Below are 15,101 nucleotides of genomic sequence, written 5' to 3'. Positions count from 1 at the left end.
TAATATTCAAATCGCTCGGGGGCGTGGTGTAGCGGCTAACATGCGGCCCTGTCAAGGCCGAGATCGCGGGTTCGAACCCCGTCGCTCCCGCCAGAGTATTTTGAAGTAAAGGACAAGGCAACTTTGACAAAATCCAAGTTGCCTTGTCCTTTATCTACTTAATTCCTCTTTTCCTGAAAAATATAACAAAAATGTAAGGAAAAATGATGTCGAATTCTCTTACCTTCTATCTAAATTAGACGATAAGTTAATCAATATGGGATCAAACTTCCCACATTTTGTTTTAACGGTTGACTCAAGAAGTCGGATTTTTAAGACAGGTGCTTTAGTTGTGCTCTGTCTTTTGTTTTTTGCTTTTTTTTCGGGACTGACAAAAAAGAATTCCGATCCATCCAATATTGAGACGATTCGTGTTGTAATGGATGACAACTACCCTCCGTATACATTTCTAGATAAAAATGGGAATCCACAGGGTATCCTGATCGATGAATGGAGACTGTGGGAACAAAAAACTGGCATCAAAGTAGAAATCTCTACAATGAAATGGGAAAAAGCCATTCAAGAAATGAAAGCCGGGAAGTTTGATGTGATAGATACTGCTTTCATGAATGCAGAACGTCTGGAGTATCTCGATTTTTCCGCACCGTATACTGATATTGAAGTTCCGATATATTTTAAAAACAATATCAGCGGTTTGACGGATGCTGCTTCATTAAAAGGCTTCAAGGTTGGTGTAAAAAAACAGGATTATGCGGTTTCTTATTTGCGAACACAAGGAATTGAAGAATTTCTCGAGTTTGATAGCTATGAATCCATTATCCAGGCTGCCAGAAACCATCAAGTATTGGTCTTTGTAGTAGATAAACCACCTGCCGAATATTTCATAAATAAATACGGTATTCAATCCGAATTCAATTCATCCAGCCCGCTTTATACCGGTCAATTTCATCGTGCAGTGAAAAAGGGGAATCTGACACTTTTGAATACAGTTGAAAGTGGTTTCAAACAGATTTCATCTTTGGAAAGCAACACGATCAATGTAAGGTGGTTGGGGACCCGAATGATCTCCCCGCAGAATTCTCGGTACCTGTTGATAGGTGCAGGATTCATATCTTTCTGTGCACTTTTGTTATTATTCTCAAATAGAATCCTGCAACAGCGTGTATCAGATAGAACCAGAGAACTTAATGCGCTGTTCGAAGCTATGCAAGACCTCGTCCTTGTCATTGACACAAATGGATTTTTTTTGGACCTGCCGATCAAATCAAGGGAAAAGATTCCCTTATTAGACAGGAAAATCGTTGGGAAACATGTAAAAGATCTTATTCCAGATAAATCCGGTGAAAATGTCTTGAACGTGATTAAAAACGTTCTATCGACACAGAAACCCGAAATATCCGAATATACGGTTTCCATCGATGGCAAAACAAGCTGGTTTTCCGGGGTGATCTCGCCTTTGGATAAGAAACGCGCGCTTCTTGTTTCACGAGATTTTACCCAGTGGAAAAATACGCAGGAAGCATTAATAGAAAGTGAACATCGTTTTCACATCATGTTTGAAAATCATGATGTCGCTATGGTGTTGATTTCTCCAGAGAACAATCAAATTGTTGATTTAAACCAATCTGCAGCAGATTTTTACGGGTACACAATTGAACAAATGCGGAAATTGAAATTGGATGAAATAGATGAGTTTTCTGATTGGCCTATTCAATCCATGACCAATAGTTTTTTTGGAGAAGGGCAAACTAAATTTGTTCAAACATTACAACTCAGCAACGGAGAAACTCGCGTAGTCGAAATCCACGCAACACCTGTTCAAATAAAAAAAGAGAATCTTGTCTTTTGTATCATTCTTGATATCACAGAGCGGAAGAAAGCAGAAGAGGCTGTTCAGCATAAATCCATTGAATTGGCCAATGCATATGAAGCTACCCTGGAAGGCTGGTCAAATGCATTGGAATTACGGGAACGTGAAACAGCCGGCCACAGCAAACGTGTTGTCGAATTAACTCTACAAATTTGCCGAATGTTGGGATTACCGGAACATGAATTGACCCATATTCAACGCGGGGCCTTGCTTCATGATATCGGGAAAATGGGCATCCCGGATAATATTCTATTAAAACCCGGACCTTTGTCATCGGATGAATGGGTAATCATGCGTCAGCATCCGTTATATGCCTATCAACTTTTATCTCGTATCCCATTTCTACAGCCAGCCCTGGATATTCCTTATGCGCATCATGAAAGATGGGATGGCAGTGGTTACCCGCGTGGTTTGAAAGGGGAAGAAATTCCCCTGTCTGCCCGAATTTTCGCCGTGGTGGATGTTTGGGATGCTTTGATTTCTGATCGTCCTTATCGTCCCGCCTGGGCAAAAAACGCCGCTTTCAATTATCTAAAAGAAAATTCCGGAAAATTATTCGATCCACAAATTGTTGCGGCTTTTGAAAAGATTTATCAAGACCAGGAAAATTCATCTTCTTTCAAATAAGCAAAACTCTCGTAATAAGTTTTTTGAGCTCGATAGAAAATTTCTCTGCATTTTGTCCCGTTATAAAGCGGGATTTCTTGTTTATAATCCCACGTATCTATGGACACAAAACCAACATACATACCTTCGAAAATATTGGCAATTATTTTTCTCTTTCTGGGTTTAGTGGAAGGGTTAATAGCTTCCCTATTTTTAATCAGTCTTCCATCAGAAAGTGGGGCATTCTTTGGTCTTTCTGCAACCCGCATGGGTATTCTTATTGGAATTCTGGTTCCTTTATTTATTTGTTTGTTTCTCTTAATTACTGTTATTCGTTCAACAGAATCTTCCATTTTTGATATTTGCTATACGCAATCAAAAACTTACATGATTGTGGTTGCATTTTTGATTTCGATAATCTGTTTTTTATTTCCAGTTTTACTGACCACAATTCACCAATCGACTGGAAACTATTCATATCTTGCTTATTCTCAACGTCTGTTGCCATTGTTTGCCTATCTGGCGGCGCTGTTTTTCCAGATGAGTGTCTTTTTACTCAACATACATAAAAACAGAATCTCTCAAATTTTCGAAGAAGAAAAATCATTCCTCAAACTCTGGGGGGTGGTCTTCGCTGGATTAGTGCTGTTCGTTATTCTTCTCGTTATCACCGGGCTTGGTTTGATTCCCGATCTCAAGGGATGGGGAGCTCCAACTGTACCATTATTGGAGTGGCAAATCTGGATGGGCATTCTTTTCTGCCTTCTCTTCCGGCTTATGTCACCTCTACCGCTAATTCAACGGATCATCAACTGGTGGAATAACAGACCTGTCTTGTCTGCCTGGCTGATTTCAATTTTTATCTGGTGTCTGGCTATGGGAATCTGGTCAAGCCAGCCTGTTCCACCCGGCTTCTTTGCTACTCCACCTCGCGCCCCCAATTATGAAATTTATCCCTTTTCAGATGCCGCCTATTATGATTTTCATGCCCAGTCATTGTTGATCGGTCTGGGGTACAGGGGAGAGTCTATTCCCCCTAGACCTCTCTATATACTATTTCTCGCCGCCGCCCACTTGATTGCCGGGCAAGATTACACCCGGGTCATCCTTTTGCAAACAGCTCTTTTGGCATTTTTCCCGGTAATCATCTTTTGGATCGGGAAAAAACTTTCATCTACAACCATCGGGTTTGTTACTTCCCTTTTCATAATTCTTCGCGAATGGACTTCCATCGTTTCGACTCCATTTACATCTGATATCTCAAATTCCAAATTACTTTTTGCAGATCTTCCAGCAGCTTTGTTTATCAGTCTGGTTGTTCTTGTATCGATTTATTGGATGCGAAATCCGAAGAAATGGGTATTGAGTCTTTTAACCGGGGGTATTTTAGGAATCAGTTTGTTGATTCGTACACAGATTATTATTATCCTTCCGGTTATATGGCTATTTTATTGGTTTGTCTGCCTTCGCCAGAAAACTGCTTTTATGAATGTTCTTCTAGCAACTATATGCTTTCTGGTCGGTTTTGGTTTGACAGTCTCTCCCTGGTTAATTCGCAGTTATCGAATATCAGGACAGTTTGTTTTTGATGACCCGGAGTCTCAGACACGCGTCATGGTACAACGGTATTATCCAGATGTGGAATTGACTGAATTCGATCGCAAACCCGGTGAGACTACAGGAACATACAATCAACGGTTATCGTCCGCAATTCGGCAGCAGCTCCTCACCAATCCAATAGAAGTCGCACACTTTATTGTTTCTCATTTTTTGAATAGCGAGATCGCCAATCTGCAAGTCTTTCCGGTTCGCTACAGTATTCAGGATTTTGGAGAGCTTCTCAAACCTGAACATGCTTTTTGGGAAGACTGGAAAGGGAAGGCCAATCCTCTTCAGACAGCCATAATGATGGTCAACCTGGCCGTGCTGGCAGCCGGTGTGATTTATCTTTATAAAAGATCATCGATAATCAGCCTTTTCCCTTTGACAGTTAACCTTGCCTACAATTTTTCCAATGCAATCGCCCGCAATTCGGGTTGGCGTTATCTTCTACCGGTTGATTGGGTCTTCATTTTGTATTTTGCTGCCGGAATTTATGCCCTGGTAAATCTGGGTAATGGTTTATGGGTCAAAGCCAGATCAACATTGCTCGATTCTGACATATCTGGCCAACATGTCCAATTTCCATTTGCAGTGATGGCTGGTATTTCTTCGATCTTATTGCTGATCGGAATCATTCCGATAATAGCGGAAAATTCTTTCCCACGTATCTATCCAGCCGTGGAAAAGAATTCCATCTCCCAGATTATTCTTAAAGCCTCCTCAAATTTACCGGATAATTTTCAAAAAGATGTATCCGTTCTTCTTTCAGATCCCGATTCCATCATTATGCATGGACGCATGCTATATCCGCGTTTTTATGATGTCAAAGACGGTGAAGAAAATACCGGAAAGACAGGCTACACAGTTCTTCCCTATGCCCGTTATGTGTTCCTGGTTGCCGGTCAACCAGAAGGCACGGTCATTTTTCCTCATACTGAATCAGATTTGCCTTTGAGAAATTCAGAAGAAATCTATCTGGTCGGTTGTATGGATGGTCTGGCAATAAAAGCCCGTATGCTCGTTCTTCCTGATGAAACTCCCTCAGTTTTTACAGCCAACCCGCCCATTCCATGGACCTGTTCTTCTACACCATGATCATGTCTGCTCCTGAACAGTCTGTACCACCTGCGTTCCATATCGGTGCAATTCCAATCTATAGGAAATTAATTCTTGCGCCAATGGATGGTTATTCGGATCATCCATTCCGCTTGATTTGCCGTCGTTGGGGGTCTGCGTGTACGTACTCTGAATTTATCAATGCCATGGATCTGGAAGGCAAACAACATCCTCATATTGGAGGACGCTTGTTTTTTTCAGAGGAAGAAAGACCATTTGGGTACCAGATCCTGGACAATTCACCTGACAGGATTTTGATAGCTGCCCAGATATTACGTGAAAGAAATCCTGACTTCATTGATGTTAATTTGGGATGTTGCAGTCGATCAGTCTGTTCGCGCGGTGCCGGTGCTAGATTGCTTGTAGAACCAGAAAAGATTTCTCTAATTTTGGATTCTCTTGTGAAAAATCTGGATATTCCAGTAACAGCGAAAATTCGTCTAGGCTGGGATGAAAAGAACAGAAATTATCTTGAGGTAGCCCGTCGTGTAGAACAATCCGGAGTATCAGCTTTAGCAGTCCACGGTCGGACAAAGATACAGGCATATACCGGAATGGCTGATTGGGATGCCATTGCCCAGGTCAAGCAAGTTGTCTCAATTCCTGTAATTGGCAACGGTGATGTAAAAACCGCAAATGATATTTCACGGTTTTTATCTCATACAGATTGTGATGCCATTATGATAGGCCGTGGTGCCATAGGTAACCCCTGGATATTTTCCGGGAAAGACCAACAGGATTGTTCAAAAGAAGAAATCTACCGGACAATGGTTGAACATTTAGAAGCTTCTATCAATTATTATGGAGAAGATCACGGGCTGGTGGTTTTTCGAAAACAGGCTGTTTTATATGTAAAAAACGAATGGCCGTCTCCAGCCACTCGTCATGAGGCATTAACTACCAGAGACCGGATTCGCTTCTTGCAGATCATCCGCTCCATTCTGCTGGATTGATCAGCTTTCCATCAGCTGTTTTTTGTATAATTCCACATCTATTTGGGGATCTGGATACTGCATTTTCCATGACCGCATAGTATCGGCAATAACAGAAGCAACTACAAGATTGCGATACCAGTTTCGATTAGCCGGAATAACATACCATGGGGCCCATTTAGTGGAGGTTTTTTCAATAGCATCTTCAAAAGCACTCATATATTCCGGCCAAAGTTTACGTTCATCCAGATCGCCTGGATTGAACTTCCAACGTTTTTCCGGCATTTCCAACCGTTCCAACATTCGTTCTTTTTGTTCATCCAAACTGATATTGAGGAAGAACTTAAGTATTGTCGTACCTTCTTCCGCCAGTTGCTGCTCAAAATCGTTTATTTGTTTGTAGCGTTTCTTCCAAACTTCCTTTGGAACCAGGTTGTGAACACGAACCACCAGAACATCCTCATAATGGCTGCGATTAAAAACAACAATCTCACCCTTCCCCGGTGTCTGAGCATGAATACGCCAGAGGTAATCATGGTCAAGTTCAATTTCTGTTGGAACTTTGAAACTGGTAACCCTCACACCCTGGGGATTGACACCGTCAAACACAGCCCTGACAGTTCCATCTTTCCCGCCTCCATCCATAGCCTGAAATACCACCAAAAGACGATGTTTATGTTCACAATAAAGAAGTTCTTGTAGACGGTCAATCTCTGCCCTGTATTCGGCCAGCTTTTCATTCCCTTTTTGTTTTTTACCTTCAAAATCTCCGAGATCATCAGGTGAATAATCAGATAGTTTGAATTTTTTCCCTGGTTCAATTCTATATCGGTCCATCATTTTCACTCCATAAACGACACTCGTGTGCAAGGATAAAATTATTATCCACTAAATTTATTTAAAAGAAAACTTGGGGGTTTTTGAAGAATTATCATGAATCGATTAAAAGAATCTTTCTTTGTCTTCGCCTTGTGAATCCGGTATACAGGTTATATAATTCATCGGTTATTTTGGATGAAAAGAGGAAAGAGTCATGATTGATGTAAATGATTTGCGCAAAGGTGTAACCTTTGAATTGGATGGCAGTCTGTATAAAGTCCTGGAATACAGCCATCATAAACCTGGTCGTGGGAATGCCACCATTCGGATTAAAGCCAGAGACTTGCGGACCGGTACGACTCTGGAAAAGACATTCCAGTCTGGAGATCGCGTTCCTGATGCACGTTTAGACTTCCATAACGTTCAATATCTTTATAAAGATGGCGACCTGTTTTACTTTATGGATATGGAAACCTTTGAACAGCCAGCCATTCCCGCTGACGTCATTGGAGAGGCTGCTGGTTTCTTGAAAGAAAATATGGAAGTCAAATTGACTTTCTTTAATAATGAACCTATAGACATTGAACTCCCCACATCTGTTGATCTGAAAGTGACACATGCCGAAATGGCAGTCAAAGGCGATACCGCTACCGGTGTGACGAAAAAAGTGATCACAGAGACTGGTCAGGAAGTTCAAACCCCCTATTTTGTTGTTGAAGGCGATATTATCCGTGTTGATACCCGTACAGGTTCTTACGTTACCCGTGTATAAGGCTGCAATTTTTGTTTCCGCCTGTCCATATTGTATGGATGGGCGGATTTAATTAATTCAACAATGCGCACACCAGCAGGTTTTGAATGCAGCTATTTCTTCGGTGACTATTACCGGGGGAAAAATCGGGAGGAATGCAGACTAATTGGGAATGTGGCTCCTCCACATAACTGGACAAGGGATTTATGTAAAAATTGCCCTGTACCAGAAATTCAACGTGCAAATTCATGTTCAGATATGGTATTAACAGGTTCTGTCGAAAGACAACTCTTTGGTCTGCGAAAAAAGGTGATCATAAGGGCATTTTGTCAAAAGACGAACAAACCTGTGACTGATCCACACATTGGCTGCGGTAAATGCCATAATCTGCCTGATGTATTTTTAGGGATCGATAAATCATGATTTCGGTTCTTTTTGACCTCGATGATACACTCATAGCTAATAATGCCGAGCATTTTACCCGTGTATATCTAGGCTTGTTGGGTAAATACCTTGAAGATCTCGTTGAACCTCAAAAGTTGGTTGATGCCCTGATGGACGGCACCAAAGCCATGGTTACAAAAACAACCATAACTGGTACTTTGGAAAATGAATTTGACCGGTTCTTCTATCCGCAAATTGGATTGAGTAAAGAACAACTTTCAGAAAGACTGACAAATTTCTATAAAGATATATTCCCACAATTAAAAACAGAAACGTCTCCCCGCCCCGAAGCTGTATCTGTTGTAAAAAAGTGCCTATCTTACGGATGGAATACAGCCGTGGCAACCAATCCTCTCTTCCCTGTTGCTGCGGTTCATCACCGCCTGCAATGGGCTGGACTTGATTCCAATACCATCCCATTTGCCGCTATTACATCATATGACACGTATCATTTCGCGAAACCTCAGCCAGCTTTCTTTACTGAGGTTGCCGCACGTATTTCAGCCTTTGACCATCCAGTCGTTATGATTGGGAATGATTTGAAAGATGACATTATTCCGGCAGGAAAGGCTGGACTACCAGCATTCTGGTTGACAGAATCTCAAGACTCTCTACCTGATGATCTGCCTATAGGTTCTGCAAAAGGCAAGATGGAAGATATTATTCCCTGGTTGAAAACAATTGAGAATAATTGTTGTCCGAATTCCCCTGCATCGAAATCAGCATTACTGGCTTCTCTCCGGGGAGGTGCGGCTGCCATTGACACAACCTTCAGACAAATTCCCTGCGAAATGTGGAATAAGCGCCCGATAGAATCCGAATGGTGCCCTACAGAAGTCGTATGCCATTTACGTGATGTGGATGGTGATATTAACCTACCGCGTGTCAAGACAATTCTTCAAAAGAAACAGCCATTTATTGCCGGGGTTGAATCAGATCGTTGGGCTGTAGAACGCGACTACATTCATCAAGATGGGTGCAAAGCTCTCGAAGCATTTATATCTACACGCCAAATGCTGATTGATTTGCTTGAGACAATACAGGAAGATGAATTTAATCGGACCATCCGGCACTCTATATTTGGACCTACCACCTTAAAAGAGCTGATCAGTTTTATCATTGCCCATGATAACAATCATATTCGTCAGATAAAGAAACAAAATAGTCTGTTTAGTCTGTAAAAAATGCATAAATTTAGGAAATCTGACTGATTCGGCTTTGACATTGCCTTTTTATTAGAATAGAATTACCGCAATCATAATCAATTCACCCTCCCAATAATTGTTATGGAAACAAAAGAATATACAGGGGAAGATCGTCGCAGTAGATCATGGGTCACTTTACCTCAAAGCATACTGATTACGAAAATACAGATATTTCCCAATGGCGCAGGAAGACCCTGGATCTGCTCTATTCGATTGCCTTGATTTGCAGTTTGATAGAATTTGGTTTTCTGGTTGTATTTTTCGAAAAAAATCAAGAATATTCCATCAATTTCCTTTTTTTCTGCTTGTTAATTCTGTTTGTTTTTATATTTGCAGTCATCAGGTCAATTGATTATCAGATTCGGGCAATAGGCCTTTCAGTTCTGGTTTATCTGGCAGGTATGATTGACCTTTTTTCTACAGGGCTGACAGGTGACGGTCGAATTTTCTTTCTGGCAGCACCTGTAGTTGCCTTACTGCTTTCAGGAAGTCGCGCTTGCTGGATATTCACTGCATTGAGCCTTTCTACATATATCTTTGCCGGATTTGTCCCTAATCTCGATTTCATGCCCATTCAGTTCATTCCACAAGAGAAAATCATTAATAAATTCACGTGGGTATCTTCCGGCATTATTTTCGGAACAGTTCTTATTGGTCTGGTAGCTCTTATCTGGCAGTTCAGCCGGATGAATACACATACATCGCAGCAAAATAATCGGCTGGTTTCTGAGGGAAAAATGCTGCGCCAGATTACAGGAAGTCTTCAAGCCAGAGAAGCTGAATTGCAGGCTTTACTCAATGCCATCGGTGATAGAGTGTTGGTGATCGATGCCCAGGGAAGAATCCTGAAATCATCTGATGGAAATTCTCAAACAACGGATAATGTGGCAGAAAACCACCGTAAAAATATTTTACGCGTTATTCCACAGCCTCAAGCAAATGAAGTGCTTGAACAAATCCATGAAGCCCTTTATTCCCATCAAACACGGATGATTGATTATTGTATAAATGACGGTGAAAGAGAACGCTGGTTCTCTGGCACTATATCGCCGTTTGAGACGGACAAAGTAGTGATGGTCAGTCGGGATATCACGGAAACCATAAAATCAAGTTCACGTGAACGCGACCAGAGAGCCCTGGCAAACGCCTTGAAAAATGCCGCATCACTGGTTAACAGTCCCCTTGATATCAACGAGGTTCTAACCAGAGTCCTGGCAGCTGTAGGAGAAGTTGTAACACAGGACGCAGCCAGTATTATCTTGTTGGGTGAACGCGGAAGTCTGATCGGATTTGGTCGATCAGGGCTTCCAGGATTTCAGAAAAAAATCGAAATTCTCCAACAAATGAATCTCAATGATTTTCAGACCCTGCGCACTATGAAGCGGACTGGGAATCCGCTAGTTATACCTGATATCTCACATTATCCCGCCTGGGTTGATATATCCGGAGATAACGGCACACGATCATATTTAGGCAGCCCGATCAAGGTTAAAGGGAGAGTCGTCGGATTTCTTTGTCTTGAAAGTATCAAACCGGGTGTTTATACTGCAGAACATATTGATAAGTTACAATCTTTTGTGGATCTGGCAGCTACAGCCATAGAAAATGACAATTTGCAACGGGAAACCCAAAAATTAGCCATATCCGATGAATTAACCGGCCTGTTCAACCGCCGTGGTTTGATGGATCTTGGCAGGCGCGAAGTTGACCGAGCCCGCCGTTTCCATCACCCTCTGTCAGCGGCTATCATGGATCTGGATAATTTTAAATCGATAAACGATACCTACGGTCATGTTGCTGGAGACCAGTTGCTAAATCAAGTAGCAGATTGTTGTCGGGCGAGTTTTCGTGAGATTGATATTATTGGCCGCTATGGGGGAGATGAAATTGTTGTCTTACTGATCGAAAACGATAGTCAACAGGCTTACCAGATTGTAGATCGTTTTCGCCAATCTATTGAAAACCGGGTATTTCGGACCGATGCCGGCAACCTGACAACAACAATCAGCATCGGCATTGCCTCCTTGAATGATCAGACAGAGAACCTTACCCAGCTAATCGATATGGCAGATCGAGCTTTATATCTATCAAAAGAAGCCGGCCGCAACCGGATAATGGTAATCTAATTGTGGTAATATCGGTAAATTAGTTTTCCTTATTAAAAACATCGCAACAGACAGAATGTCATAGATGGATTGGCTAATAATGCATCCATTCTGTGATGTACTCTGTTTGAAAGGGAATGTCATGAATCGAAAATATACCAACCGGCAGTATCTTGACCTCTTGAAAAAGAAGATTGTCGTTTTTGATGGTGCCATGGGAACCAATCTTCAGGTTCAAAATTTGACCGCCGAGCATTTTGGTGGAGAACGAACCAATGGTTGTAATGATTTCCTTGTCATCAGCTATCCAAAAGCTGTAGAAAATGTTCATCGGGCCTTTCTGGAAGCCGGGGTGGATGTAATCGAGACCTGTACCTTTCGCGCCAACCGTCTGACCATGAAAGAATACGGACTTCAAGACAGAATTGGTGAAATAAACCAGACGGCAGCTTCCCTGGCTCGAAGACTTGCGGATGAATACAGTCAAACCGGCCAGAAAAGACTGGTGGCCGGTTCTATGGGCCCAACCGGAAAATTACCTTCCATGAATGACCCGGAACTTTCCGATATCACTTTTGATGAATTGGTGAGCATCTTTAAAGAACAGGCAACCGGTTTAATCAAAGGTGGTGTTGACCTGCTCCTTATAGAGACTTCTCAGGATATATTGGAAGTAAAAGCAGCCATTCTGGGTATCCATCAGGCATTTGAAGAAACAGATATCTGGCTTCCCATCCAGGCTCAGGTGACTCTTGATACCACTGGACGTATGCTTCTGGGGACAGATATCAATGCTGTAGATGCCATTCTGGAAGGCCTGCCTATTGATGTTATTGGCCTGAATTGCTCCACTGGGCCGGATTTCATGCGTGATCCGATCAGTATGTTGACCAGTCAGACCAGCCTTCCGGTTTCATGCATTCCCAATGCCGGTCTTCCACTAAATATTGACGGTCAGGCAGTCTATCCATTAAAACCCGAACCTTTTGCCACAGCCATGACTGAGTTTGTTACAAAATTTGGCGTTAATGTAGTCGGTGGTTGTTGTGGAACCACCCCGGAACATCTTCAGAAACTCGTTGAATCGATAAAAGATATTAAACCGTTGGAAAGAAAGGTGGAACCAACACCTCGACTGGCGTCAGGGGTACAGATATCTACCATGAATCAGGAACCGGCGCCTTTCTTGATCGGAGAACGGTTGAATTCTCAAGGCAGCCGGAAGTTCAAACAATTACTCATCGCTGAAGATTATGATTCAATGATCACCATTGCCCGCGACCAGATCGACAGTGGTGCACACGGATTGGATCTATGTGTTGCATTAACGGAACGCACCGACGAAGCCGTCTTAATGCGGAACATCATCAAGGCACTGGCACCCGTTGTCAAAGTCCCCTTTATCTTTGATTCTACAGAACCCGAAGTTTTGGAAACGGCATTAAAAACAGCCCCGGGTCGCAGCCTGATCAATTCAACCAACCTTGAATCTGGCCGGGCAAAAGCCGATAAGATATTTGCCCTGGCAAAAAAGTATAACGCGGCGGTCATAGTCTTGACAATTGATGAACAGGGTATGGCCAAAACAGCCGCCCGGAAATTGGAAATTGCCCGAAGAATTTATGAAATTGCAACAAAAGATCACGGTCTTCAACCTGGCGATCTGGTCTATGACGACCTCACGTTTACCCTGGCTACCGGTGATCCAGAATTCGCCCAATCGGCTATGGAAACTTTGGAAGGCATCAGGCAGATCAAGGCGGCTCTTCCCGGAGTGTTGACATCCCTGGGTGTAAGCAATATCAGTTTTGGTTTGAAACCGGCGGCCCGTGCAGTGATTAATAGTACGATGCTATATCATGCCGTACAGGCAGGGTTGGATATGGCCATTGTCAATCCAGCGCAGATCACCCCCTACTCCGATATTCCAGAGGAAGAGCGCGAACTCGCCAATGATTTGATTTTTAATCGGAGACCAGACGCCCTTGAACGCCTGATCCAGCATTTTGAGAATGCAGTTGAAGTCCAGCATACACAGGTTTCTCCATTAGAAGGTCTTTCTGCTGCTGAACGCATACACTGGAAAATTCTGCACCGTGTGAAAGACGGCGTTGAAAAGGAATTGGATGAATTGCTTTCTGAAACTGATTCCAAATCAGAACGTGCTGTCGAAATTCTCAACACCATTCTTCTTCCAGCCATGAAAGATGTAGGAGATAAATTCGGTGCCGGAGAATTAATACTCCCGTTTGTTCTTCAATCTGCTGAAGTAATGAAAAAATCCGTCTCCTACCTGGAACAATTCCTGGAAAGACAGGAAGGGGCTTCCAAAGGGACGCTTGTTCTGGCTACCGTATATGGTGATGTTCATGATATTGGGAAAAACCTGGTAAAGACCATCCTATCCAATAACGGCTATACCGTACACGATTTGGGCAAGCAGGTTCCAGCAGAAACCATTATTTCCAAAGCAGTTGAATTGAATGCAGATGCCATCGGATTGAGTGCCTTATTGGTCAGCACCAGTAAACAGATGCCATTAATCGTCAATGAGTTAAACCGACGGAAATTAAACCTTCCGGTTTTGATCGGTGGTGCGGCTATCAATGAGAAATTCGGCCGTCGGATTTTAATGACCGAACAAAATGAACTGTATGAACCCGGTGTTTTTTATTGCAGAGATGCGTTTGAAGGACTGGCCACAATGGACAGCCTTGTTGATCCAAAAGAAAAACCAGCCCTTATGGAGAAAATTCGTCATGAAGCATCATACGAATTGGGACTGGTAAGAGAAAAAACCGTAGAGAAACAACCACAGGAAACCAAAGGTTCGTCCATGCCTCCAGCGAAATACATTCCCAGAGTGGATGAGTATGGCCCCCGTTTGGTAAGGAAAATGCCACTTGAAGCTGTTTACCAGTGTCTCTCAAAGAACGAGCTGTTCCGGCTTTCTTGGGGTGCAAAGAACGCTCACGGAGATGATTGGAAAAAACTGCAGCAGCAATACGAAGATCGCCTGCAGATAATGATAAAAGAAGCAGAAAAAGAAGGGTGGCTGAAACCGCAGGGAATGTATGGGTACTGGCCTTGCCAATCCAATGGGACTGATTTAATCATTTATCAGCCGGCATCTGTCCGTAACGGCAAACCGCTGGAAATTTCGCGGTTCTCATTCCCACGGCAATCATCGGGTGACTTCCTTTGTCTGGCAGATTATTTTGCATCTGTTGAAAGCGGAACGATGGACGTGGTTGCCTTCCAGGTTGTCACCGTCGGGCAGGAAGCCACCGATCGATTTGACCGTCTTCAAAAGGCCGGGGATTACAGTGAAGGCTACTTTACTCACGGGCTGGCCGTCCAGATGGCGGAAGCGGCAGCAGAATATCTGCATCGGCACATCCGCCGAGAATTGGGTTTAGATGCCGAGCAAGGCAAACGCTATTCCTGGGGTTACCCTGCCATTCCAGAACTTGCAGATCATGCCAAGGTCTTCTCCCTCCTGCCAGTTGAACAGGAACTCGGTATGACCCTGACATCAGCTTTTCAATTGGTACCTGAACAATCCACTGCGGCAATCGTGGTACACCACCCGCAGGCAAGATATTACAATATCGGTGAAAGCAGGATCGAGCAGTTGATGAAAGACTGAAC

Annotated in this window: 9 protein-coding genes and 1 tRNA gene; 8 read left to right on the top strand and 2 right to left on the bottom strand. The window is 43.0% G+C overall.

Annotated features, from left to right (window positions below; all coding sequences use genetic code 11):
* Positions 1-17 precede the first annotated feature (17 nt).
* Positions 18-93 (top strand) — tRNA-Asp (locus tag LTAR_RS06525).
* Positions 94-418: 325 nt separating this feature from the next.
* Entirely contained in the window at positions 419-2,497 is a 2,079-nt protein-coding gene (locus LTAR_RS06520) for an HD domain-containing phosphohydrolase (protein ID WP_158423401.1), read from the top strand.
* Here LTAR_RS06520 and LTAR_RS17015 read toward each other — a convergent pair.
* Entirely contained in the window at positions 2,464-2,829 is a 366-nt protein-coding gene (locus LTAR_RS17015) for a hypothetical protein (RefSeq protein ID WP_139044432.1), read from the bottom strand. The genes LTAR_RS06520 and LTAR_RS17015 overlap by 34 nt on opposite strands.
* A 52-nt stretch (positions 2,830-2,881) precedes the next feature.
* Here LTAR_RS17015 and LTAR_RS06515 point away from each other — a divergent pair, with 52 nt between their 5' ends.
* Complete coding sequence (locus LTAR_RS06515) at positions 2,882-5,173, top strand: hypothetical protein (protein ID WP_139044430.1); 2,292 nt, start codon at positions 2,882-2,884, stop codon at positions 5,171-5,173.
* An 83-nt stretch (positions 5,174-5,256) separates the two neighbouring features.
* Positions 5,257-6,147 carry a tRNA dihydrouridine synthase gene (locus LTAR_RS06510; protein WP_158423400.1) on the top strand — a complete coding sequence of 297 codons (891 nt, stop codon included), beginning with the start codon at positions 5,257-5,259 and terminating at the stop codon, positions 6,145-6,147.
* Here LTAR_RS06510 and LTAR_RS06505 read toward each other — a convergent pair whose 3' ends face one another.
* A complete protein-coding gene (locus tag LTAR_RS06505; RefSeq protein ID WP_201775945.1) occupies positions 6,148-6,966 on the bottom strand; it encodes a polyphosphate kinase 2 family protein in 819 nt (272 codons plus the stop codon). It lies immediately after the preceding gene.
* A 193-nt stretch (positions 6,967-7,159) separates the two neighbouring features.
* Here LTAR_RS06505 and efp point away from each other — a divergent pair, with 193 nt between their 5' ends.
* The 4 genes from efp to metH all read left to right on the top strand — a co-directional run bounded on the left by efp (position 7,160) and on the right by metH (position 15,099).
* Positions 7,160-7,717 (top strand): elongation factor P, encoded by a 558-nt coding sequence (efp, locus tag LTAR_RS06500; RefSeq protein ID WP_062421363.1) that lies wholly within the window; start codon positions 7,160-7,162, stop codon positions 7,715-7,717.
* 398 nt (positions 7,718-8,115) lie between these two features.
* Positions 8,116-9,321 carry a DinB family protein gene (locus LTAR_RS06495; RefSeq protein ID WP_062421362.1) on the top strand — a complete coding sequence of 402 codons (1,206 nt, stop codon included), beginning with the start codon at positions 8,116-8,118 and terminating at the stop codon, positions 9,319-9,321.
* A 149-nt stretch (positions 9,322-9,470) separates the two neighbouring features.
* Positions 9,471-11,471: a sensor domain-containing diguanylate cyclase gene (locus tag LTAR_RS06490; protein WP_062421361.1), complete on the top strand. Its 2,001-nt coding sequence runs from the start codon at positions 9,471-9,473 to the stop codon at positions 11,469-11,471.
* A gap of 121 nt (positions 11,472-11,592) precedes the next feature.
* Positions 11,593-15,099, top strand: coding sequence for a methionine synthase (metH, locus tag LTAR_RS06485; RefSeq protein WP_062421516.1), 3,507 nt, complete (start codon positions 11,593-11,595; stop codon positions 15,097-15,099).
* The last annotated feature ends 2 nt before the right edge of the window (positions 15,100-15,101 follow it).

This window comes from Leptolinea tardivitalis, assembly GCF_001050275.1.
In the GTDB taxonomy this organism is placed as follows: domain Bacteria; phylum Chloroflexota; class Anaerolineae; order Anaerolineales; family Anaerolineaceae; genus Leptolinea; species Leptolinea tardivitalis.
The sequence above is the reverse complement of the archived record's forward strand: the minus strand, read 5'-3'. Positions and strand labels throughout refer to the sequence as shown.

Bases quoted from the DNA above. Each gene is read 5' to 3' on its own strand.
- LTAR_RS06520 (WP_158423401.1), top strand. From the start codon at position 419: ATGGATGACAACTACCCTCCGTATACATTTCTAGATAAAAATGGGAAT.
- LTAR_RS17015 (WP_139044432.1), bottom strand. From the start codon at position 2,829: ATGGAAGATTCTGTTGAACGAATAACAGTAATTAAGAGAAACAAACAA.
- LTAR_RS06510 (WP_158423400.1), top strand. From the start codon at position 5,257: ATGGATGGTTATTCGGATCATCCATTCCGCTTGATTTGCCGTCGTTGG.
- LTAR_RS06505 (WP_201775945.1), bottom strand. From the start codon at position 6,966: ATGATGGACCGATATAGAATTGAACCAGGGAAAAAATTCAAACTATCT.
- efp (WP_062421363.1), top strand. From the start codon at position 7,160: ATGATTGATGTAAATGATTTGCGCAAAGGTGTAACCTTTGAATTGGAT.
- LTAR_RS06495 (WP_062421362.1), top strand. From the start codon at position 8,116: ATGATTTCGGTTCTTTTTGACCTCGATGATACACTCATAGCTAATAAT.
- LTAR_RS06490 (WP_062421361.1), top strand. From the start codon at position 9,471: ATGGGTCACTTTACCTCAAAGCATACTGATTACGAAAATACAGATATT.
- metH (WP_062421516.1), top strand. From the start codon at position 11,593: ATGAATCGAAAATATACCAACCGGCAGTATCTTGACCTCTTGAAAAAG.